The following is a 21,836-nucleotide window of genomic DNA, read 5'->3' as shown; positions in this document are numbered from 1 at the left end:
GAAGGGGAAGGGATAAATAATTCTACAAAAGTCTTAAAAAGAAATGCTTTTGGCTTTAGAAATTTTGATCGGTTCCGAGCGAAAATATTATTGTCACATCAGTATAAAAGAATAGGGTCTCATGTCGGATAGTAGGCTTTAGTATAAAACCCTTATCATTTTTCGAGGGAATTCCCTCGAAAAATGATAAGGCCACCAAGCGTAGCGCGGTAGCCTAAGATCTATCTACCCCAACATTTGACGTAGAACCAAAATAAAAAACCAGGTCTACAGTAGTAGTTCCTGGTTTTTTATTTTATTTAAAATACTTGTTCGATTTCCTTTACGCCTGGTACTTCTTCTAATAATGCTCTTTCAATACCAGCCTTTAAAGTAATCGTAGAACTTGGGCAAGTTCCACACGCACCGGTAAGACGAACTTTTACAATTCCGTCTTCGATATCAACTAATTCAACATCCCCACCATCACGTTGTAAGAATGGACGTAGTTTATTTAAAACTTCTTGTACTTGTTCTTTTATTTCAGCCATTAAAATCACTCCTTTCAAAAGTTCTTCTTCAATTATAATATCCAATATCGAAAAAATCCATGAATCTGATTAAGAATTTGTAAATGTGAATTTTTTAGAGAATAATAAAGCTGAACTTCAATTAGTAAGGGGCTATCATCCCCCTAAACTTTTTGAGGTGGGAGTCTTCTGTCGAAAAAAGCTAAAAATCATTTCTCATGTGTTCATAGAAGTTATATGATACCATAAAAAAGGAGATGCTTTACGAGGAGGAGTAGAATGGAAAAGACGATAAACATATCAGTATATGGATCAGAAAAAAAATGTGCGAGTTGTTTTAATTTACCTTCTGCCAAAGAAACGTTTGAGTGGTTAGAAGCAGCCATTAATAGAAAATATCCAAATAATAGTTTTCAATATAGATATGTTGATCTTTACACAACACAAACTGAAACTGAAAAAAAGATGGCAGAGTTTATCCTTGAAGAGGAATTGTTTTACCCAGTTGTTTGTATTAATGATGAAATAGTAGCAGAAGGAAGCCCGAAACTTACAGATATTTATAGAAAAATAGAGGAAAATCAAAAAAACTATCTTTTTTAAAAGATGAGGAAGATAAAATTTTGAAGTTTGAAAAGGTCTCTAGCGTAAGCAGTTAGTACGCATATAAATGAGGAACCGCAAACAATTGCCGAACTAAAAGACTTGATAGGAAAAAAATGCATTCAATGCATGCATGTCCAGAGTATTCAAAATGTTTTTGCAATATTATAATAAAATTTATCCTGAAATAACAATTAAGATTTTCATAAATAGTTTCTACTCACCGAATTTGACAAGGATTTTTGGTGAATATACGATATTGATGAAATAAGAGGTGACAGAAAATGAGGCCAATTATTGAATTTTGCGCGACAAACTTAGCGAGTGGTACTCAGAGAGCATTAGAAGTATTAGAAAAAGATCCGGATTTAGACGTAATTGAATACGGCTGCCTTAGCTTTTGTGGAAAATGTGCAGCTAGTCCATTTGCATTGGTAAACGGTGAGGTAATAACAGCAGAAACAAGCGAAGATCTTGTCAAAAAAATCTATACTTTTATTGATGAGAACTTGGTTTTCTAATTTTGTTACATACTTGCTATGATTCAAATGAATTTTATCCCACTCTTTAGGGGCAGTAAGACCCCCACCTCAAAACGTAAGAAAATCAAAAAGTTTAGTTGGGTGAATAACTGCCCCTAAAGGTCCAATATAGAATATCTTTCATCGGCGAAAGCTGATGATTAGTTATTCTTATGCCCGTGGTATAAGTTAAACTAACAATCAGTGGGGGATGAAGGAACCCCCCACTGATTGAAGTTCAGCTTTATTGAAAGAAAGGTCATAATCGATGAATCATTCCCCTACCTAAATTGAACGTAAAGGTGGGTTTTTTTGTAAAGTAAAACCGGATAGAATAATAAGCTGTCTTGTATAATCCTACGAGTTCGGTCTCTGCTTGGATACGCAGAGGCTTTTGAGCGAGTTGTTTGCGCTTTTCTAATATTCGTCTTTTTTTTATACACAATATATTATAAACTTATTAAAAAAGGGGGGATTCGGTGATCCCATTTGAAAATACATGGCCATATGAACGGTCTGGAAAAGATTTTTATCTACATAACTGCCCATATTGTCTCTCGGAAAATGTGTTATTGAATATGAAATCAAGTGATTTAGATCGAGCTAAAGAATCGATAAAGGTTCATTTGATCATGCCTTGTTGCCATGAGAAGATGACTATTTTGGAAGCTGATGAAGATTACTTTTGGACAACTGACAAATTAAGAAAATAATGTAAATGAGGGATTAAGTTGAAATTTACAAAAATGCACGGATTAGGAAATTGTTATATTTACGTAAATATGTTTGAAGAAAAAATAGAAGAAGAACGATTGAAAAGTCTTGCTATTGAGGTTGCTAACGTAAACATAGGTATTGGGGCTGATGGAATGATTTTAATTTGTCCATCAGAAGTAGCCCCTGTAAAAATGAGAGTGTTCAACAATGATGGATCTGAAGCAAAAAACTGTGGCAATGGTTTACGATGTGTAGCGAAATATGCTTATGAAAATAAGCTTGTCGATAACAAAGTTTTTAAAATCGAAACACTTGGGGGACTAGTGCAAGCAGAGGTTCACCTTAATGAAGCTGGCTTAGTAGACTTAGTGACGGTTGATATGGGACAACCTCGTCTTCAAAGAAAAGATTTACCTATGCTTGGAGAGGGAGAAACAATGGTGGTAAACGAACCATTTCAGTTAGAGCAAGAAGCACTGACGATTACAGGTGTATCTATGGGGAATCCTCATGCCATTATTTTTGTAGATGATATTGATCAATCACCTGTAGAAACTGTGGGACCAAAGATTGAAAAGCATGAGAAATTTCCAGAGTGGGTAAATGTAGAATTTGTAGAAGTAGTATCAGAAACAGAGCTTCATTTCCGGGTTTGGGAGAGGGGAACTGGGATAACACAAGCTTGTGGGACAGGAGCTTGTGCAGCGGTTGTGGCATCTGTTTTAAATAACCACTCATCTAAAGGAAGAGAGGTTACGGTTCACCTATTGGGTGGAGATTTAACGATTAACTGGGCAGAAGCAGGCAATGTATTCATGACTGGTCCTGCTACTACCATTTGTGTCGGTGAATACATAGGAGTATAAGGTTAGAGATATACAAGCGAACAGTCAAACATAAATAAAAAAGGCCAATAGTTTGGCCTTTTTTATTACAGTATTTTCTAATATTCTTTAATGATATTATAAAACGTATCGCGTTCGATTGGTTTCTTATTAGCACCCTTAATTAGGTGGATTAGCTCGTCCCTAGTTATTCCTTGTGAAGTAGTTGCACCAGCCGAATGGGAAATACGTTCTTCAATTAGCGTGCCGTGGATATCGCTAGAACCAAACGTCAACGCCATTTGTGTTAACTGAACACCGATATTAATCCAGTAAGCTTTAATATGATCAAAATTATCAAGCATTAATCGACTGATGGCTAATGTACGCATGTCATCATAGGCAGAAGTACGGCGCTTAATACTCGCATTAACACTTTTAGGTTGAACTGCCAATGGGATAAATACCATAAAACCGTTTGTTTTATCCTGAAGTTGACGTAAGCGATCCATATGAATTAAACGTTCTTCTGTCGATTCAATAGAGCCATATAGCATAGTAGCATGAGTTTTTAAACCAAGCCCATGAGCTAGTTCGTGGGCATACAACCATTGGTCTGTAGATGCCTTATCGGGACTCATTTTCAAACGATAGCGCTCAGTTAATATTTCTGCTCCACCACCAGGTAGTGTATCAAGTCCAGCCTTTATTAGTTCTTTTAGCACATCCTCCATCGATAAACCTGAAATGCGAGAGAAAAATTCAATTTCAGCACCGGTATAAGCTTTAATAGTACATGTAGGGTAATGTTTCTTTAACGTACGGATTGTATTTAGATAATAATCAAAAGGGACTTGATCATTATGTCCACCTACGATATGGAATTCACGAATATTATCGTTCCAACGATGTTCGACATAATGAAGTAGCTCGTCCATACTCATTGTATAAGCGCCCTCTTCATCCTCTTTACGCTTGAAGTGACAAAAACTACATGTAGCCTCACAAACGTTAGTAGGGTTAATGTACATGTTCTCAATAAAATAAACCTTGTTTCCATTTTTCTTTTCATTTACGTGATTGGCCAATTGAGCTACAGTTAATAGGTCTTGAGTTTCAAATAAATGTAACCCGTCTTCGATAGAAAGTCGCTCACCAACCAGTACTTTCTCCCAAATTTCTTGCATTTTTTTATCTAATAATAATGTAGTCATCGTTTTCCTCCGTTCTGGATTTATAGAGCTTTTTCATTGACTAACTATATGTTGAGTTGATAATGATATACAAAAAACTACTAGTCTATAATATCATTGTCACATTTCAAGTGTAAAATATTATTGCTACAAAATGTTCACTTTTACTTTCTTATAGTCAGAGAAAATTGTTAATTCAATAATGACCAAACAAAAGAGTTATTCTGGTATAATAAAGTTTCGTGGATTAACTCAGAATTATTCTTTCCTAAAATATAATCCTAATTATTTGTAAAATCCTTGTAAATTAGATAAAATTACTTTACGATGACTACTCAAAGTTCCGATAAACCTAATTTGATGAACAACGACTGGTATAATATAAGTAAAATGTTCTGGGTAGATACACAAAAGAATTGTCACTATTTTCGTTAGGAGGTTAAGTATGTTAAATATTTCTGAAGTAGCTGCAAAAAAAATACAAGAGATGCTTGTTGAACAACAAGAAGAAGGGCAAAAGTTGTATCTTCGTGTTGGGGTAAAAGGTGGAGGCTGTAGTGGTCTATCATATGGAATGGGGTTTGATACCAATATAGAGGAAGAAGATATGAAGCTACACTACCATGGAATAGATGTCATTGTTGATCGTGAAAGTGCTCCAATGTTAGAAGGGGTCAATATTGATTTTAAGCAAAATATGATGGGTGGCGGCTTCACTATTGATAATCCTAACGCAATTGCTACATGCGGTTGTGGCTCATCTTTCAAAACAAAAGATAATGAAGGTACTCCTGAAGAATGCTAAAAAGTATAGATACGAGGTAGCTAATGAGCTACCTCGTTTTTAATAAGGTAAGAAAGCATAAAAATTCCTTACTTGGAAACTGTCTAGCGCAAGCAGCCTACGAGCTCGGTCACTTCAGTCAAGCAACTGATTTCAAGTACCTCTTGAAATCCTTCGTTGATTAGCTTCATTCCGTTTGCTCTTGAGCAAACGGAATGGCACAAGAGCAGCTGCTCTTGACCAAGGCGCTTGCTCTTTTCTTGTGAAACACAAACTTTCTGCAAAATTCTTTAAATAATAACAGAAATTAAACGTGTTGTCATTTGTAATGTGAGCCTATCTGACAAATTTTTTCAAAAAATGTGAATAATTTTCGATAAAAAAAGGCTAAGCATTGACTTAGCCTTTTTTAATTATAAAATTGAACTATATTTATTTAGCAAATAAACTAGTACTGTGCGCATGAGCTTTTGCCGTATGAGGATCAATAAAGTTTTTAGCGCTATTAACGGCTGTTGGCGCTTCTCCAAAGCCAGCAGCAATTAATTTCATTTTACCATCATACGTAACGATATCTCCTGCAGCATAAATTCCTGGAATGTTTGTTTCCATTTTAGAATTAACAACGATGCAGTTTTTCTCAATTTCAAGACCCCAATCCTTTATTGGTCCTAATGCTGAAATAAAACCAAAGTTAACAATAACAGCGTCAACGTCTATTGTTTCTGTTTTGTCGCCACGTACTTCACTAATCGTTACTTTTTCTATTTTATCATCATCACCAGATAATCCAGTAATTGTATAAGGTGTGCGAATATCTACTTTTGATTTTTTAATTAGTTCAACACTATGTTCGTGAGCACGAAATTCATTACGACGATGTACAATTGTTACTTTTTCAGCAATTTCTTCAAGCATTAGTGCCCAATCAACTGCAGAATCTCCGCCACCGTTAATTAAAACTTTTTGACCTGCGAACATATTTAAATCGTTAACAAAATAGTGAAGATTAGTGTCTTCATAGGTCTGTGCACCTTCAACGTCAATTCGACGCGGTTGGAATGCACCTACACCACCAGTAATGATGATTGTCTTTGAATAGTGGACTTCTTTATTTGTCGTTAATTCGAAAAAGTTTTCAACATTTTTGTTAACTTTTTCTACGGTTTGCTCTAAAACTACAGTTGGATCAAACTGCTCAGCTTGTTCTTTTAAGCTGTCGACTAACTGTTGAGCACGGACTTTTGGAAACCCAGCAATATCATATATGTATTTTTCTGGATATAACGCAGAAAGTTGTCCCCCTAATTGTGGCATGGCCTCAATAATTTTCACCTTTGCTTGTCTCATACCAGCATAAAAAGCAGTGAAAATACCTACAGGTCCACCGCCGATAATCGTAATGTCATACACATTTTGATTTTGAGCCAAGAATAGCACCCCCAAAGTATATTAATGATGTCCCCATCACTATCAATATAATTATAAAGGTAAAGCACTATAATGAAAAGTAAAAAAACGAAAATAGTATATAATTTTATAAAAATTCAAAAAACAAACGTTGTTTATGCCTGTATATCGTTAAAGAATAGCCATGTGAATAACATAATTTTGTTGAAAATATCAGGTAAAAATAACCATTAGTACTATATGGATATATTAAAATAAAAAACTATAAAAAAGTATAAAAAAATCAACTAATATAGTTGATTTTTTTTTAGAAAGGACATATGATAGAACCAAGAAGGAAATGTGAACTTTTTTTGACAATGTATAAAAAAATGATTAATTTTTTGTGAAAATGGTAACTATCTTTTTTTTCGCGATAGTAAGTGAAGATAATCACAATCTTATCAACGGAAATGATTTAATTCAAGTCTAAAATTTTTGAAAAAGGGTCATTTTTTTCGCGGATGTAAGTGAAAAAAATCACAAAGTCTACATGGTAAAAACATCTTGCTTATGTTTTGTGAATACAGGAAAAAATAAAGTTACCTAAACATTTCGTAATAAAAATAATGGAGTGATGGGAAAATGAGCAAAAAACCAAGAATTTTAATTTTAGGTGCAGGTTACGGTGGGATGATGACAGCTTCTAGATTATCGAAGCAACTTGGTTATAATGATGCAGAAATTGTTTTAGTCAACAAACATGACTATCACTATCAAACAACATGGTTACATGAACCGGCTGCAGGAACTTTACACCATGACCGAACGAGAATGCGTATTGAAAGTGTTATTGATACTAATAAAATTAAGTTTTTAAAAGACGTTGTTGTTGAGATAAAAACAGCAGAGAAAAAAGTGATTTTAGAAAGTGGCGAAATGGAGTATGATTATTTAGTCATTGGTCTAGGTTCTGAGCCAGAAACGTTTGGTATTCCAGGAGTAGAAGAACATGCATTTGCGATCAGAAGTGTGAACTCTGTACGTCATATTCGTGAACACATTGAATATAAGTTCGCTTCTTATAATGGATCTGATGTTAAACATGATGAAGATTTAACATTTATTGTTGCTGGTGCGGGCTTTACTGGAATTGAATTCGTAGGTGAATTAACAGAAAGAATTCCAGAACTATGTAAAGAATATGATATTGCACGTGAAAAAGTACGTATTATTAGTATAGAAGCAGCTACAACTGCATTACCTGGTTTTGATCCAGAATTAGTTGAATATGCAATGAACATTTTAGAAAAACGTGGTGTTGAATTTAAAATCAATACTCCAATTAAAGAAGTGACAAAAGATGGCGTTCTTTTAGCTTCAGGAGAAGAAATAAAATCGAAAACTGTAGTTTGGACAACAGGTATACGTGGTAGCTCGGTTTTAGAAAAATCTGGATTTGAAACAATGCGCGGTAGAATTCAAGTTGAACCTGAATTAAGGGTCCCAGGATTTGAAGATGTATTCGTTATTGGTGATTGTGCCATCATTATTGATGAAGCAACAAATCGTCCATTTCCACCAACTGCACAAATTGCAATTCAGCAATCTTCAACACTTGCTAAAAACATAAAAGCTTTAGTACACGGTAGTAATAATTTAGAAGCTTTTAAGGCAGATATCAAAGGTACAGTTGCTTCATTAGGTGGTAAAGAAGCGATCGGTGTTGTAGGTTCTAAAAAGTTATTTGGTACACCAGCGGCCGCAATGAAAAAAGTAATAGACAACCGTTATTTGTTCCTCCTTGGTGGTTTACCGTTAGTTGTAAAAAAAGGGAAGTTAAATATATTTTAATATAAAGTAAATATTTGTGGTGTGAATTTTTTGTGACTAGCTTATTAGCCCTTGCATCTCTTGATTCTGGAGATGTACGATCTATTGAGTTAGTCTTTTATTTTTATTAAGATAATTATAAAAGTAAATAAGGGATGTAAGAGGAGTGGCTTTATTGAAAAAAAGAGGAAATGTTTGGTTAGCTGCTACAGGTATTGTTATTAAAGAAGGAAAGTGGCTCGTTGTAAAGAAGAAATATGGTGGACTTAAAGGGCTTTGGTCCTTTCCAGGTGGTTTTGTAGATGAGGGTGAAACAGTTGATCAAACAGCTGTTAGGGAAGTAGAAGAGGAAACAGGTATAAAAACAATAGTGAAAGATATAGTAGGTGTTAGAACAGGAGTACTTGAGAATGTAATTAGTGATAATCTAATTACTTTTTTATTAGAAGAAATAGGCGGTGAGTTGAAGGGTCAATCAGGTGAAATTGAAGAAGTAGCTTATATGACTCGTGAGGAACTTGAAGCAGATCCAAAAACATCAAAAACTGTTCATTTATACTTGAAGGAAATGACTGCTAAATCTTTTCAAAAAATTGATTTTAATCCAGGAGATGTTTTTAACTATACTCGTTTTAAAGTTTTTTATTAAATTATTTTTCATTATATTCACTTTTAATCAAACTGATTTGAACTTAATGGTCATAGACCCCCACCTCTAAGCGTAGCGTAGGTGGGAACTTCCATTCAGTTGGAGTTGAGACTCCATCTGAATTTCCGATGTTCTAGCGAAGCTAGAACGAGTTTTCTTCTGTACCCTCGCACATGAGTGGTACTTTTTTGTTATTTGGAAAGTTATTTTCGTAGTTTTTTTGCAAGCCATTAGAGCTAGTGTAGTATGGAATTTTTTGATTTATCCCATTCTTAAGGGGCAGTAAGACTCCCACCTCAAAACGTAAGAAAATCAAAAAGTTTAGGTGGAGGATTAACTGCCCCTAAAGGTCCGATATAGAATAACTAACAATCAGTGGGGGATGAAGGAAAACCCCCACTGATTGAAGTTCAGCTTTATCGAATTTTAGAATATTTTACCATATTTTTTTCCTTATCATGAATAATTCTAAACCTTTTTGGAGAAGATTACTCATTGAGAGGAGTGGAATAAATGGAAATCGTCAAAATAATAATGAGACGAGTATTAATGACGTTCTTATTTGGTTTAGCGTTACTTACTACATTTGAATCGATATCAGGTGTTAGTGCAAAACAATTAAATAATTGGTGGATTTTAGAGGGACATTCTTTTATAAATTTAGATGAAGAAAGACAAAGTACAGATTCGGGTAAAAAGCAATTTAATATGAACTTTAGAAGTTTACCATTTTTTCAAAGAGAAGAAAGGTTAATGAGTCATGAAGTTGTAGAATCTGCACCAATATCCTTAGAGGAGGCGATTGATTGGAGTCAATATCCGTCAAAAAAAGTTGTGGCAACGGGTTATACTGCTGGATATGAGTCAACTGGTAAAAGACCTGGGCATCCTTCGTATGGTATCACGTTTTCAGGTGTTCGAGTTAAGCGTGATCTATATTCAACGATAGCCGCTGACCCTCGAACCTTTCCGATTGGTTCAATTTTATTTATTCCGGGATATGGTTATGGAGTGGTGGCAGATACAGGGTCGGCTATAAAAGGTAACAAAATAGACCTTTACTATGAGACTGTTGATGAAGTTTTTCAAAATTGGGGTAAAAGAGAAGTGGAAGTATATATAGTAGAAAAAGGTAACGGTAGGTTGACTGATGAAGACTTAAAAAGTTTAAATGAAGCGGAAGCTGTTCAAGTATTTAGAAGACAACTTTCTTTTGCGGAATAATGAAAGAAGCTAATTGTATACATATCATTTGATTAGTATATTTAGACAAAAATGACAGGGACTAATTGTTAGTTCCTGTCATTTTTTAACATAATCAGAATTTATCCCACTCTTAAGGGGCAAGTAAGACCCCCACCTCAAAACTTAAGAAAATCGAGAAGTTTAGGTGGGGGATGAAGGAAAACCCCCACTGATTGAAGTTCAGCTTTATAAATTTCTAACTTAGAAACTGTCTAGCTTTTTGTATCGAAGCAACTGACATCTACTGCTTTAGATCGGAAGGCTACTATATGGATATTCTTGTAAACGAGAAGTGCACTTTATACTAATAGAAGGAAATGGAAAAATAATGTTAAAAGTATCCCTGTTAAACCACCGAAAAACACCTCAATGGGTTGATGTCCTAAAAGTTCTTTTAATTCCTTACGTTTCTCTTGTTCTTCCTTTTCAGGCCATGTTTTGACTTCTTTAACAAGTTTGTTGAAATCATCAACCAAACGATTTAAAACTGTAGCTTGTTCACCTGCATGTCGACGAACTCCAGAGGCATCAAACATAACGATAACCCCAAAAATTGCAGAAATTGCAAAGAATGGAGAACCTAGTCCTTCTTCTATAGCGATAGCTGTTGAAAGTGCTGTAACAGCAGCGGAGTGTGAACTAGGCATTCCTCCAGTGCTAGTAAGTAATGACCAATCAAATTTCTTTGTTGCAATGTATTGTAATGGTACTTTAATAAATTGAGCAAATCCGATAGCTATTAATGCAGCCCATAAAGGGAAATTTGTGAATAAATCCATAGTTTTAAAAAGTTCCTTTCTCAATAATATCAATTAAATGTATCGATAATAGAAGATGTATTTTAATGAATTTCATAATTGTTTATTTTCGCTACTCTGATACCTAATATTGTTGGATGAAGAAAGTTTCCAACAACATTTAGACCTATGTAGCTCCATTTAGGTAATTATGAAATCCACTCATTTTTTTAACATAATCAGAATTTATAAATTTCTAACTTGGAAACTGTCTAGCTTCAGCACCTACGAGCTCGGTCACTTCAGTCAAGCAACTGACTTCAATAACTACTTGAATAACGTCTCAGAATAGCTTCATGCAGCTTTGCTCCTGCGATTACTCGTCGCACGGAAAACAACTGCTCCTGCGATTACTCGTCGCACAAAACACTGCTTCGAGGAAGCTTACTACGAAGCAATACTAGAAGACGCTAAAAGCACGTAGGAAGCCAAAGAGCAGCTTCTGTCAAAGGCCGCCCCAGTGAAGCTACTACTTGGATTACTTCGAAGCTGCTTTGCGACGAGCAAACGGAGTGGCACAGGAGCAGCTGCTCGTGACCAAGGCGCTTGCGCATTTCTTGATAATAATTGAGGGTGAAAATTATAGAGCTTAGATTTATGAATGCCTTAAGGTTTAATTGTACAGTTTATGTACAATACTTTCTATAGAAAAATAAAAATTCTTTTCTTTCATTATTATGAACATTAACTACCTCAATAAATTTAAATTTAGTAAGGTTAATAAATCTAAAATTGCTTATATTATAACAAATTTCAAAATCCCCAAAAATATTAGGTACTCGAAACAATTATGAGAAAAAGTTATAATAAACAGTGATATTCTTATACTTACCCAAATAACAAAAAAAATATGGGATGCTAAGAAAAAAAGCTTACGTATAGGTAGCAGAATTGTTAAAGGAGTGAAGTTTGTTGTATAAAGTGAAAAATGGAGATTTACTCGAAAAAAAGTATGGATCAATTGTTGTTGGTGTATTTGCTGATGATAAAAAGCCAGAAGGTATTGTCAAAGAAATAGATAAAAAGTTAGATGGGTATATTGTAGAACTTCAGGCAGAGAAACAGATTTTAGCAGATTTAAAAAAGGTTACTAAAATACATACGTTAGGGAAGCTTGAAACTAAAACAATATATTTTGTAGGTCTCGGAAAAAAACAAGAATTAACCTTTGAGAAATTACGTGAGGCATTAGCGGCATTAACTAAATCACTTAATAAAGATAAATGTACGGAAGTAGCTGTGGCATTTGATACCTTATTGAGAGACAAAAAGGAAGGGAGTGTATTTGCCAGAGCGATTTCAGAATCAATTGGCCTTGCCAGCTATCAAACACCTCATTATAAAGAAAACAAATCGGATGGAACTGAACTTGAAAAGGTAGTAGTTTTTACGCAATTAGACAAAGATATAATAGAAGAAAATCTAGCTACTGGTTATGCTCTTAGTAATGGGACTAATTTAGCAAGGACTCTTGTTAATGCGCCTGCAAACTATATGACACCTACTCATTTAGCTTGTGCGGCAAAAGAAATTGCAGATCGATATGGTATGGAGTACTCTGTTCTTGAAAAAGATGAAATGGAAAAGATGGGTATGGGAGCTCTTCTTGCTGTTGCTAAGGGATCAGACCAACCACCTAAAATGATTGTGATAAAGTACCGTGGAAGAGAAAAGTGGGAAAATGTATTAAGTTTTGTTGGTAAAGGATTAACTTTTGATTCTGGTGGAGTCTCTATTAAACCTTCGTTAAATATGCATGAGATGAAGATGGATATGGGAGGGGCCGCTGCAGTACTCGGTGCAATGGAAACAATCGGTATGTTAAAGCCAGAAGTTAATGTGTTGGCCGTTATTCCATCTACTGAAAATATGGTAAATGGTAGTGCGCTAAAACCTGGAGATGTGGTTACATCTTTAAGTGGCAAAACGATAGAGGTTCGCAATACTGATGCTGAAGGACGTTTGATTTTAGCAGATGGAGTAACGTATGCTAAGCAATTGGGAGCTGACTATATTGTGGACGTAGCCACGTTAACAGGAGCAGTAATAGTTGCGTTAGCTGGTATAACTACAGGAGCAGTTACAAACGATGAAGAATTAATGGAAGATGTCTTCCTTGCGGCTAAAGAAGCAGGAGAGTATTTGTGGCGTTTGCCGAATTTTGATCCATATAAAGAAATGCTAAAAACTAGTGATGTTGCTGATTTAAACAACGCACCTGGAAGAGAAGCTGGTAGTATTACAGCTGGATTGTTTATAGGTGAGTTTGCTGGAAATACACCTTGGGTTCATTTAGATATCGCAGGAACTGCATGGGCAAGGAAAGATACTGAATTTGGTCCAAAGGGCGGGACAGGTTCGATGGTCCGTACTCTTAGTACATTAGCCAAAAACTTTTAATCTTAAGTAAATCAATGTTTTTTTGAGAAAGTATAAAGGAAAAATGGCTTGCCGTATTATAGTTGGCAAGTCATTTTTTTATTTTCAAGTTTGAAATTTGTTGAATTATTAGAATGTGGGAGTATATGGGAGATGTTGGGAGTATTTGTATCTATCGCTAGTTTCATCAAACGTAACCGTATTATACCAATTAAAATCCATATTAATCCTTACATAACGCATTTGATAAGAAAAACGCTATGCTATAAGATAAATATACGCGATTTGTCATCTTTCTGATGTTAGTTAGTGTTGATCGATATACAACTTACAAAACAGTGAAGTTCCTAGTATCACAAAATTAAACCCAGTAAAAAGGGATGTTTAATAAGAAAAGAGAGGGGCTTTCTCATTTGGACTTTATAAAAAGGTTAGACAGATTTGTAATGAAGGTAGAAACTTTTATTTTAAGTTACGCAATTATACTGATCTCAGTGATGATTATTGGAAATGTTTTAAGTCGAGCGTTAACGGGAAATAGTTGGTCTTTCGCTCAAGAAGTGAGTAATTTCGCAGTAATAGTTGCAACCTTTATGGGAATTAGCTATGCAGCTAGACAAGGTAGGCATATAAGAATGAGTGCATTTTTTGATCTAGCGCCAAAAATGGTAAAGAAATTTCTAGCGATTACAATATCGTTTGTTACAGCAGTCGTTTTGTTAGTGCTCGCTTATTTTTCGTTTGAGTATGTTCTTTGGGTAAAAGACACTGGACGAGTAACAACGGCTCTTGAAGTCCCGGCTTATTTTATGGCAGTGTTTTTACCAATTGGCTTTGTGTTAGGAGCGCTGCAATTTTTACGAAACATGTGGATTAATGTTAAAGAAGAAGAGGTGTATATCGGTACGGATAAAAAGGATTTCTCAGAGCAAGAAAATAACAAAGGTCCAAAAACACAGGTAGAAGAGAAAAGTGAAGCTGTAAAACAAATTATATAGATAGAGAGGAAAAAATATGGTCGCAACATTATTAATAATCATGATTGTCTTACTTTTATTAGGCTTTCCAATGATGATACCGTTAATTGCCGCACCTTTGGTTGTCCTATTAATCTACTTTCCTAATATTGATCCGTGGTTTATGATTCAACAAATGATGGAGGGTGTAAGTGGGTATGTTCTACTAGCGGTTCCGTTGTTTATCTTTGCAGCAGATATTATGTCTACAGGAAAAACATCGAAACGGTTACTAGATTTTATTGGTAGCTTCATAGGTCACGTGCGTGGTGGTTATGCAATTACAACAGCTGCAGCATGCACGTTGTTCGGTTCTATTTCGGGCTCTACTCAAGCCACTGTTGTCGCAATTGGAAAGCCGATGCGTCAACGCTTGTTGTCGGTGGGATATAAAGATTCGAGTGCGATAGCATTAATTATTAACGCTAGTGATATTGCGTTATTAATACCTCCAAGTATAGGGATGATTGTTTACGCAGTAGTATCAGGAACATCTCCTGGTGAGTTATTTATTGCAGGGATTGGTCCTGGTTTATTAATCTTTTTGTTTTTTGCAGTGTATAGTTATATTCATGCGAGGCGATATAATATCCCTTTAGCTGAAAAGGCAACCTGGGCAGAGCGTTTTCAGTTTACGAAACGTGCGTTGTTTCCTTTAGGCTTTCCTCTTATTATCGTAGGTGGAATTTACTCTGGGATATTTACACCAACAGAGGCTGCGGGTATTTCTGTTTTATATGCTCTCATTTTAGAAGTACTTATCTTTCGTTCGATAAAAATATCAGAAGTTCCCAAAATTGCATTATCAACTGGGTTGGTTACTTCAGCAGTTTTTGTGTTAGTCGCTGGAGGTCAAGCATTCTCTTGGGTGATATCATTCGCGAGAATTCCTCAGTTAGTAACTTCGGCAGTTTTCCCAACTGAACCTACAGCACTTTTCGTCTTATTTATGGTAGCAATCTTTTTCTTTATTGGATGCATGTTTGTTGATCCGATTGTCGTAATTTTAATTTTGACGCCGATTTTTTATCCAGTTGCAATGGCAGCTGGAGTTGATCCGGTTCATTTAGGTGTGGTAATCACGTTTCAAGCTGCGCTTGGTTCGGCTACACCACCATTTGGAGTAGATATCTTTACAGCAAGTGCGGTTTTTAATCGTTCTTATTTAGATGTAATAAAAGGGACACCGCCGTACATATTAATGCTCATTTTTGTTGCGATACTAGTAATTATGATCGAAGAGATTTCATTATTTTATCGTTATATTATGTAGTGAAATTGTATTCTTTATAACTTTTCGTTACTAGCCAGTGTTCATTCATTGGAGTAAATAAAAAATATTATGGGGGTATTTGATGTTTTTACGTAAAAAGAGCTTATTATTAACTTGCTTCACGCTTGTATTAGCAATGATCCTAGTAGCGTGTGGTGGTGGAGAAACTGAATCGAATGTTAACGGTGATTTAGGACAAGATCAAAACGATGGTAATGTTGATGGAGCAGAGGGAGAGGCTACTGGAAGTGATGAAGTTTATGATTGGAATTTTATAACTGAGGAATATGAAGGTCAAGTACAATATGAGTATGCGGCAAAGTTTGCAGAAATATTAAAAGAAAAATCAGACGGTAGAATTAATATCGAAGTTCATGAGTATGGTGTTATGTCTGAAGATAGTCAGGTAACTTTATTGCAAAGTGGTGGAGTTGAGTTTGCGATTATTTCACCTGGGTTTACTGGTACAATGGTAAGAGAAGGTCAATTGTTTGCCCTTCACTTTTTATTTACTGACGATATGGAGTTAAACCAACAAATTTTAAATACGAGTGAAGCGTTAAATGTTCACTTAACTGAGAAATATGAAAGCTTTAATATTACACCATTAGCTTATTGGACAGAGGGCGCGATGCAATGGACTGGAAATAGTGAGCTACGTACACCAGAAGATTTCCAAGGCTTTAAAATGAGAACACAATCATCACCATTAATTTTACGCTCGTATGAGGCATACGGAGCGAGTCCGACAGAAATGAGTTGGGGCGAGTTATACACTAGTTTACAACTAGGTGTAGTGGAAGGACAGGAAAACCCAATCTTTTTTATTGAAGATGCCAAATTCCATGAAGTTCAAGATTATATGACGATTTCAGAGCATAACATTTATGTTGCAATGACAACAGTTAATACACAATTCTTTAACGGGTTACCAACGGATATCCAAGACATGATTTTGGAAACTGTGGAAGAAATGAGACCAGTAGCTTATGAAATGCAGGAAAGAATGAACAATGAACTATTAGATGCGATCATAAACAATGATACTCATCCGACTGAAGTAATTGAGTTAACTCCAGAAGAAAGAGAAGCGTTTAGGGAATTGGCAATTCCGGTTCGTGATTTCTTTATTGAAGATGTAGGTGAAGATGCGGAAAAAATCCTCAATCTGTTAATTGAAGAAATTGAAGCGGCACAGAATTAATACGGAAGGACCTAGCTACTAATAGTAGCTAGGTTTTTGTAATAAGGCAAGAAAATTCCTTATTTGGAAACTGTCTAGCTTCAGCGCCTACGAGCTCGGTCACTTCAGTCAAGCAACAGACTTCAATTACTGCTTGAGATCCTTCGTCGATTAGCTTCATGCAGCAATGCTTCGAGGAAGCCTACTTCGAAGCATTGCTGTCAGACGCAGAAGCACGTAAACGTAAGAAGCCGAAGAGCGGCTTCTGTCAAGGCCCTCCAGTGCCTATCGCTCGTGATCAAGGCGCCTTGCGCTTTTCTAGAGGCTCCACTAAATCTTTTCTTTTTTAAAATAGTATATTGACATATTAGTAGTTTACATGTTACCTTCATTTTAATACGTTATCAGTTTATCAGAGTAAAGTGAAGGAGACTAATAAATTATGAATGCTGTAATTATTGCTGTTTTTTTAATGCTTTTATTAAGTTTATTACGAGTGCATGTTGTTATTGCTTTATTAGTAGGAGCTCTAGCAGGTGGTTTGATCGGTGGACTATCGATTACCGAAACTCTGGATGTTTTTACAGGTGGACTAGGTGGTAGCGCCACGGTGGCATTAAGTTATGCTTTATTGGGTGGGTTTGCTATTGCGATTTCTAAAACAGGTCTTCCGAAAGTGTTTGTCGATTTTGCTGTTAAGAAGGTTGGGAAAGAAGGAGAAAGTAGAAATAAAAGTCTCTCGAAAGTCCTTTTAATTCTAGTTATCTTAACAATTTCTTGCTTTTCACAAAATGTTATTCCAATTCATATCGCCTTTATCCCTATTTTAATACCGCCGTTGTTGCAAGTGTTAAATGAGTTAAAAATTGATAGAAGAGGAATTGCAAGTGTTATTACATTTGGTTTAAAAGCTCCATATATATTAGTACCTGCTGGTTTTGGTCTTATATTTCACGGGATTATTCAAACAAACATGGAAGAGAGTGGGATGGTCATTAGTATGACCGATATTCCAAAAGCTCTCCTTTTACCAACACTAGGTATGGCCATTGGCTTAGTAATTGCGTTATTCTTCACGTATAGAAAAGCTAGAATATACCAAAATGTTAAGCTAAATAATGAAGTAGCAGCTACTGAAGAAGCGGTTTCGTTACGTGCGATTATCGTTTCAATCATAGCAATCGTAGGAGCCCTAATTGTTCAATTAGAAACGAAGTCTATGATTTTAAGTGCTTTAGTAGGTTTAGTAATTTTACTGTTTAGTGGGAAAATTAGTGTGAAGAAAACGGAAGACCTTTTAACTGATGGTATGAAGATGATGGCTTTTATCGGTTTTGTAATGATAACAGCTTCGGGATTCGCTGCTGTAATTAGAGAAACTGGGCATGTTGATTTACTTGTTGAACAATCAGTAAATATTATCGGTGATAATAGAGGGTTAGCGGCATTGCTTATGCTAATTGTTGGTTTGTTTATCACAATGGGAATTGGCTCATCTTTCTCCACTATTCCAATTATCGCGACCCTATTTGTACCATTATCATTAGCTGTAGGTTTTAGTCCGCTTGCAACAATAGCACTAATTGGTACTGCGGCTGCGTTAGGTGATGCTGGATCTCCAGCTTCTGATAGTACGCTAGGACCAACTGCTGGATTAAATGCCGATGGTCAACACAATCATATTTGGGATACGTGTGTACCGACATTTTTACACTTTAATTTACCTTTAATCGTATTTGGTTGGATTGCGGCAATGGTATTGTAAAAATAAATATAGATGACTAGAAGTTTATTCTTTCATTAATGTTAATGCATTATTTGAAATTATATACGTTCTGGTCATCTTTTTTTATTTTTGATAAAAATTTGAAACTTTTCACTTTGACTAATCGTCTATTACTATAGAACGAAAAAGAGGTGAGGTTTTGTTTTGGAAAAGAAAGTGATATTAGCGTCTGTCATAATATTCTTTTTAATGTTAGCGATAACTAGTAATAAATTACTTATAATAAATGAGGACAAGTTAAAAAGGGATTATTATGAACTTGTTGTTGCTATTAGTGAACTTTTTAAAGATCATACACAAAAAGGTGAGCAATACTATAATCGGTCATTTCAAAGTAAAGAAGAGATTGCTGATTTATTAAATGATAAAGTTACAGATTCCGGATTTGATTTAGTTATTGAAACTTTATTTGAAGAAAATGAAAATATGTATGTATATAGACAAGAATATCAAGAATATTTAAGTGATACGTATAATTTTTTATCACAAACAACAAATCGTAGTTATTATAATACGGTGAAAGACTCGTTTTTAAACCCGGCATTGAGGTTGATAAATTTTGAAGAATTAGATGTTCAGAGGATTGATGATAAGATTGTTCTCCAAGGGGATGCGATATTGGTAAATTTTTATAATGAGGAAGAAGGAGAAATAAAATACCATCAATATGCCCGCTACGGTTACCCACCTCAAGACTATATAAGTCTTGCTTTAACATTTGTTTATGAAAATGGAAATTATTTAATGGATCATTTCTCTGTAAAATCTATTGAAATGTAAAAAAGACTTATCGCTTATTATTTTAAAGAAGCGATAAGTCTTTTAATATAGTAAAAATAAATTGTTCAATTTAATCTAACTTTGGTGTTTGCTATACGAAAGTTAAGCAGCTGAATTTGGGATGTTTTTAGTTGATTTATTAACAACCTTATATATTCTTGGACAAAGTAATGCTGCTAAAATTGTAACTGCAATATCTTTATAAAGGAAAATAGTCATCATTTTCCATGCTCCCAAATAAGTTAATTCCTCCATACTTCCAATGAAGTATTTGAGTGAAGCATACATATAAGTGGTTCCGATTACGTAGTTAAGAATAAGTCCAACGAAACATGCGATCAAGAATGTACCTATTTTAGGTTTTTTACCATTTGCTTCTACTGCTTCTACGATTTTTCCTGTAACATATGCGAGAATAATGTAGGATAGTATAAATCCGAATGTAGGTCTAAATAAAACTGCAAAGCCACCTGTTAATTGAGAGAATACTGGAACGCCAATTAATCCTATAAGAGTATAAACGATCATTGACATGCTTCCGAGACGAGACCCTAAAAGAGCTCCGGCTAGGATAGCGAAAAAGGTTTGTAGAGTTAGTGGAACAGGTCCAATCACAATAAATGAAGTTGCGTTAGCTCCAATTGCCATTAATGCAGCAAACATTGCTATGTAAGTAATCTGTATTGCTCGATATTTTTGATTTTTCATCGGTATTGTTCACCTCTAGTTAGTATTAGTTTACAATTATCATAAAAAACTGACAACTGAATGTCAACTTAATTTTAATTTCGGTTGACTAGATTAGGGATGGTTTTGTTCTCTCTCTCTTAAGGGACGGTAAGACCTCACCTTAAGATTTAACTTAGTATGGTTAAAAGAAGTTGACAGCATTGCTATTCAATCCTCACTTAAAAACCTTGCTGATTCATATTCAAGATTCTTCAAGAAACAGAATAAAGCACCACGCTTTAAGTCTAAAAAGAATAAAGTTCAGTCCTACACAACAAAACTCACGAACGGCAATATCGCTATTGTAGGTAACAAGATTAAGTTACCTAAACTCGGGTTAGTTACGTTTGCAAAAAGTCGTGATGTAGAAGGCTGTATTCTTTACGCTACGATTAGACGTAATCCAAGTGGCAAATATTTTGTATCTATTTGCAGAAGTGGAAGTTCAAAAACTGCCTAAAACTAACTCATCTGTCGGTGTGGATGTTGGACGAAAAGAATTTGCTATCCTTTTTTTGAATTGAGGTTAGTGTGAAATATTACCTCGTGGAATCGATTTAGTTATTTATATAGCTCTCATCATTTAGTTGTAAATTCTCTACGAAAGTATTATTGAGTCTTAGAAAAAATTCATATTGACTTATAGTGTGAAAAGCATTAAAATAAATTTCTGTTGAGCAAGTAACAGAAGAGAAATAAAAAAAAGTTTTTAAAAAGCACTTGATTTACTTCTGGAGTTATGATAAATTAATATATGTCGCTGCGAGCGACGCTAAATGATTTTAAAAAAACATTGACTCACCAATTGGATTTTTGTTATAATGAAATCCTTGTTGTTGAAAAAAATGAAGTGGATTTGTTCTTTGAAAACTGAACACACAGCCAAGCGAATTAAAGAGATAGTAAATATCTCGTCAATGAATTTAAATTTTGAGCTTTATCAAACACTTTTATGGAGAGTTTGATCCTGGCTCAGGACGAACGCTGGCGGCGTGCCTAATACATGCAAGTCGAGCGAACTCAATTAAAGCTTGCTTTATGAGAGTTAGCGGCGGACGGGTGAGTAACACGTGGGCAACCTGCCCTGTAGACTGGGATAACTTCGGGAAACCGAAGCTAATACCGGATAATCTTTGGAGCCTCATGGTTCTAAAGTAAAAGTTGGGTTTTACCTAACACTACAGGATGGGCCCGCGTCGCATTAGCTAGTTGGTAAGGTAACGGCTTACCAAGGCGACGATGCGTAGCCGACCTGAGAGGGTGATCGGCCACACTGGGACTGAGACACGGCCCAGACTCCTACGGGAGGCAGCAGTAGGGAATCTTCCGCAATGGACGAAAGTCTGACGGAGCAACGCCGCGTGAGCGATGAAGGCCTTCGGGTCGTAAAGCTCTGTTGTTAGGGAAGAACAAGTACCGTTCNAATAGGGCGGTACCTTGACGGTACCTAACGAGAAAGCCACGGCTAACTACGTGCCAGCAGCCGCGGTAATACGTAGGTGGCAAGCGTTGTCCGGAATTATTGGGCGTAAAGCGCGCGCAGGCGGTCTCTTAAGTCTGATGTGAAAGCCCCCGGCTCAACCGGGGAGGGTCATTGGAAACTGGGAGACTTGAGTGCAGAAGAGG

At 35.5% G+C, this 21,836-nt stretch carries 21 protein-coding genes, 1 rRNA gene and 1 pseudogene; 17 read left to right on the top strand and 6 right to left on the bottom strand.

The genetic code is table 11. The annotated features are described in order from the left end of the window. The coding region (locus BKP45_RS21495) for a transposase (RefSeq protein WP_139193778.1) at positions 1-132 on the top strand (132 nt) is incomplete at its 5' end. A 167-nt stretch (positions 133-299) separates the two neighbouring features. On the opposite strand, the gene BKP45_RS07730 is transcribed toward BKP45_RS21495, so the two are convergent. Further along, positions 300-530, bottom strand: coding sequence for a NifU family protein (locus BKP45_RS07730; RefSeq protein ID WP_071389162.1), 231 nt, complete (start codon positions 528-530; stop codon positions 300-302). A gap of 258 nt (positions 531-788) precedes the next feature. Here BKP45_RS07730 and BKP45_RS07725 point away from each other — a divergent pair, with 258 nt between their 5' ends. From BKP45_RS07725 to dapF, 4 genes are all read left to right on the top strand, one after another. Further along, positions 789-1,112 carry a YuzD family protein gene (locus BKP45_RS07725; protein WP_071389161.1) on the top strand — a complete coding sequence of 108 codons (324 nt, stop codon included), beginning with the start codon at positions 789-791 and terminating at the stop codon, positions 1,110-1,112. Positions 1,113-1,396: 284 nt separating this feature from the next. Then, positions 1,397-1,633, top strand: coding sequence for a YuzB family protein (locus BKP45_RS07720; protein WP_071389160.1), 237 nt, complete (start codon positions 1,397-1,399; stop codon positions 1,631-1,633). Between the two features lie 479 nt (positions 1,634-2,112). Next, positions 2,113-2,346, top strand: coding sequence for a hypothetical protein (locus BKP45_RS07715; protein WP_071389159.1), 234 nt, complete (start codon positions 2,113-2,115; stop codon positions 2,344-2,346). A 33-nt stretch (positions 2,347-2,379) separates the two neighbouring features. Then, positions 2,380-3,216, top strand: a complete 837-nt coding sequence (gene dapF, locus BKP45_RS07710) for a diaminopimelate epimerase (RefSeq protein ID WP_071389163.1) — start codon at positions 2,380-2,382, stop codon at positions 3,214-3,216. Between the two features lie 77 nt (positions 3,217-3,293). Here dapF and mqnE read toward each other — a convergent pair whose 3' ends face one another. Then, positions 3,294-4,388: an aminofutalosine synthase MqnE gene (mqnE, locus tag BKP45_RS07705; protein ID WP_071389158.1), complete on the bottom strand. Its 1,095-nt coding sequence runs from the start codon at positions 4,386-4,388 to the stop codon at positions 3,294-3,296. 424 nt (positions 4,389-4,812) lie between these two features. On the opposite strand from mqnE, the gene BKP45_RS07700 reads away from it, so the two are divergent. Next, positions 4,813-5,172, top strand: a complete 360-nt coding sequence (locus tag BKP45_RS07700; protein ID WP_071389157.1) for a HesB/IscA family protein — start codon at positions 4,813-4,815, stop codon at positions 5,170-5,172. A gap of 411 nt (positions 5,173-5,583) precedes the next feature. Here the strand turns inward: BKP45_RS07700 and BKP45_RS07695 are convergent, their stop codons facing one another. Then, positions 5,584-6,582: an NAD(P)/FAD-dependent oxidoreductase gene (locus BKP45_RS07695; RefSeq protein WP_071389156.1), complete on the bottom strand. Its 999-nt coding sequence runs from the start codon at positions 6,580-6,582 to the stop codon at positions 5,584-5,586. Between the two features lie 603 nt (positions 6,583-7,185). Between BKP45_RS07695 and BKP45_RS07690 the strand changes: the two genes are divergently transcribed. The 3 genes from BKP45_RS07690 (at position 7,186) to BKP45_RS07680 (ending at position 10,246) form a co-directional block, all read left to right on the top strand. Next, the gene (locus tag BKP45_RS07690; RefSeq protein ID WP_071389155.1) at positions 7,186-8,394 is read left to right on the top strand and encodes an NAD(P)/FAD-dependent oxidoreductase; all 1,209 of its coding nucleotides are present in this window, start codon (positions 7,186-7,188) and stop codon (positions 8,392-8,394) included. A 154-nt stretch (positions 8,395-8,548) separates the two neighbouring features. Next, a complete protein-coding gene (locus tag BKP45_RS07685) occupies positions 8,549-9,022 on the top strand; it encodes an NUDIX domain-containing protein (RefSeq protein ID WP_071389154.1) in 474 nt (157 codons plus the stop codon). A 513-nt stretch (positions 9,023-9,535) separates the two neighbouring features. Then, the gene (locus BKP45_RS07680) at positions 9,536-10,246 is read left to right on the top strand and encodes a 3D domain-containing protein (RefSeq protein WP_071389153.1); all 711 of its coding nucleotides are present in this window, start codon (positions 9,536-9,538) and stop codon (positions 10,244-10,246) included. Positions 10,247-10,566: 320 nt separating this feature from the next. Here BKP45_RS07680 and BKP45_RS07675 read toward each other — a convergent pair whose 3' ends face one another. Further along, on the bottom strand, positions 10,567-11,046 hold the full coding sequence (locus BKP45_RS07675) for a divergent PAP2 family protein (protein ID WP_071389152.1): 480 nt from the start codon (positions 11,044-11,046) through the stop codon (positions 10,567-10,569). Positions 11,047-11,976: 930 nt separating this feature from the next. On the opposite strand from BKP45_RS07675, the gene BKP45_RS07670 reads away from it, so the two are divergent. The 4 genes from BKP45_RS07670 (at position 11,977) to BKP45_RS07655 (ending at position 16,936) form a co-directional block, all read left to right on the top strand. Then, positions 11,977-13,464 carry a leucyl aminopeptidase gene (locus BKP45_RS07670; RefSeq protein ID WP_071389151.1) on the top strand — a complete coding sequence of 496 codons (1,488 nt, stop codon included), beginning with the start codon at positions 11,977-11,979 and terminating at the stop codon, positions 13,462-13,464. A gap of 392 nt (positions 13,465-13,856) precedes the next feature. Further along, positions 13,857-14,441 carry a TRAP transporter small permease gene (locus BKP45_RS07665; protein ID WP_084787720.1) on the top strand — a complete coding sequence of 195 codons (585 nt, stop codon included), beginning with the start codon at positions 13,857-13,859 and terminating at the stop codon, positions 14,439-14,441. Positions 14,442-14,457: 16 nt separating this feature from the next. Then, positions 14,458-15,732 carry a TRAP transporter large permease gene (locus BKP45_RS07660; RefSeq protein WP_071389149.1) on the top strand — a complete coding sequence of 425 codons (1,275 nt, stop codon included), beginning with the start codon at positions 14,458-14,460 and terminating at the stop codon, positions 15,730-15,732. Between the two features lie 82 nt (positions 15,733-15,814). Continuing rightward, positions 15,815-16,936 (top strand): DctP family TRAP transporter solute-binding subunit, encoded by a 1,122-nt coding sequence (locus tag BKP45_RS07655; RefSeq protein ID WP_071389148.1) that lies wholly within the window; start codon positions 15,815-15,817, stop codon positions 16,934-16,936. A gap of 28 nt (positions 16,937-16,964) precedes the next feature. On the opposite strand, the gene BKP45_RS23260 is transcribed toward BKP45_RS07655, so the two are convergent. After that, the gene (locus BKP45_RS23260; RefSeq protein ID WP_281243134.1) at positions 16,965-17,096 is read right to left on the bottom strand and encodes a hypothetical protein; all 132 of its coding nucleotides are present in this window, start codon (positions 17,094-17,096) and stop codon (positions 16,965-16,967) included. Positions 17,097-17,357: 261 nt separating this feature from the next. On the opposite strand from BKP45_RS23260, the gene BKP45_RS07650 reads away from it, so the two are divergent. Both BKP45_RS07650 and BKP45_RS07645 read left to right on the top strand, forming a co-directional pair. Continuing rightward, positions 17,358-18,680 (top strand): Na+/H+ antiporter family protein, encoded by a 1,323-nt coding sequence (locus BKP45_RS07650; protein WP_071389147.1) that lies wholly within the window; start codon positions 17,358-17,360, stop codon positions 18,678-18,680. Positions 18,681-18,845: 165 nt separating this feature from the next. Then, positions 18,846-19,481, top strand: a complete 636-nt coding sequence (locus BKP45_RS07645; protein ID WP_071389146.1) for a hypothetical protein — start codon at positions 18,846-18,848, stop codon at positions 19,479-19,481. Between the two features lie 102 nt (positions 19,482-19,583). Here BKP45_RS07645 and BKP45_RS07640 read toward each other — a convergent pair whose 3' ends face one another. Next, the gene (locus BKP45_RS07640) at positions 19,584-20,189 is read right to left on the bottom strand and encodes a biotin transporter BioY (protein WP_071389145.1); all 606 of its coding nucleotides are present in this window, start codon (positions 20,187-20,189) and stop codon (positions 19,584-19,586) included. A gap of 142 nt (positions 20,190-20,331) precedes the next feature. On the opposite strand from BKP45_RS07640, the pseudogene BKP45_RS22060 reads away from it, so the two are divergent. Both BKP45_RS22060 and BKP45_RS07630 read left to right on the top strand, forming a co-directional pair. Further along, a pseudogene (locus tag BKP45_RS22060) lies at positions 20,332-20,722 on the top strand (IS200/IS605 family element RNA-guided endonuclease TnpB); the annotation flags it as partial. 437 nt (positions 20,723-21,159) lie between these two features. Next, a 16S ribosomal RNA gene (locus BKP45_RS07630) occupies positions 21,160-21,836 on the top strand; the annotation flags it as partial.

The organism is Anaerobacillus alkalidiazotrophicus, assembly GCF_001866055.1.
This window is presented reverse-complemented; position numbering and strand designations above follow the sequence as displayed.

Bases quoted from the DNA above. Each gene is read 5' to 3' on its own strand.
- BKP45_RS23260 (WP_281243134.1), bottom strand. From the start codon at position 17,096: ATGAAGCTAATCGACGAAGGATCTCAAGCAGTAATTGAAGTCTGTTGC.
- BKP45_RS07660 (WP_071389149.1), top strand. From the start codon at position 14,458: ATGGTCGCAACATTATTAATAATCATGATTGTCTTACTTTTATTAGGC.
- BKP45_RS07655 (WP_071389148.1), top strand. From the start codon at position 15,815: ATGTTTTTACGTAAAAAGAGCTTATTATTAACTTGCTTCACGCTTGTA.
- mqnE (WP_071389158.1), bottom strand. From the start codon at position 4,388: ATGACTACATTATTATTAGATAAAAAAATGCAAGAAATTTGGGAGAAA.
- dapF (WP_071389163.1), top strand. From the start codon at position 2,380: ATGCACGGATTAGGAAATTGTTATATTTACGTAAATATGTTTGAAGAA.
- BKP45_RS07725 (WP_071389161.1), top strand. From the start codon at position 789: ATGGAAAAGACGATAAACATATCAGTATATGGATCAGAAAAAAAATGT.
- BKP45_RS07650 (WP_071389147.1), top strand. From the start codon at position 17,358: ATGAATGCTGTAATTATTGCTGTTTTTTTAATGCTTTTATTAAGTTTA.
- BKP45_RS07690 (WP_071389155.1), top strand. From the start codon at position 7,186: ATGAGCAAAAAACCAAGAATTTTAATTTTAGGTGCAGGTTACGGTGGG.
- BKP45_RS07700 (WP_071389157.1), top strand. From the start codon at position 4,813: ATGTTAAATATTTCTGAAGTAGCTGCAAAAAAAATACAAGAGATGCTT.
- BKP45_RS07680 (WP_071389153.1), top strand. From the start codon at position 9,536: ATGGAAATCGTCAAAATAATAATGAGACGAGTATTAATGACGTTCTTA.
- BKP45_RS07675 (WP_071389152.1), bottom strand. From the start codon at position 11,046: ATGGATTTATTCACAAATTTCCCTTTATGGGCTGCATTAATAGCTATC.
- BKP45_RS07730 (WP_071389162.1), bottom strand. From the start codon at position 530: ATGGCTGAAATAAAAGAACAAGTACAAGAAGTTTTAAATAAACTACGT.
- BKP45_RS07640 (WP_071389145.1), bottom strand. From the start codon at position 20,189: ATGAAAAATCAAAAATATCGAGCAATACAGATTACTTACATAGCAATG.
- BKP45_RS07720 (WP_071389160.1), top strand. From the start codon at position 1,397: ATGAGGCCAATTATTGAATTTTGCGCGACAAACTTAGCGAGTGGTACT.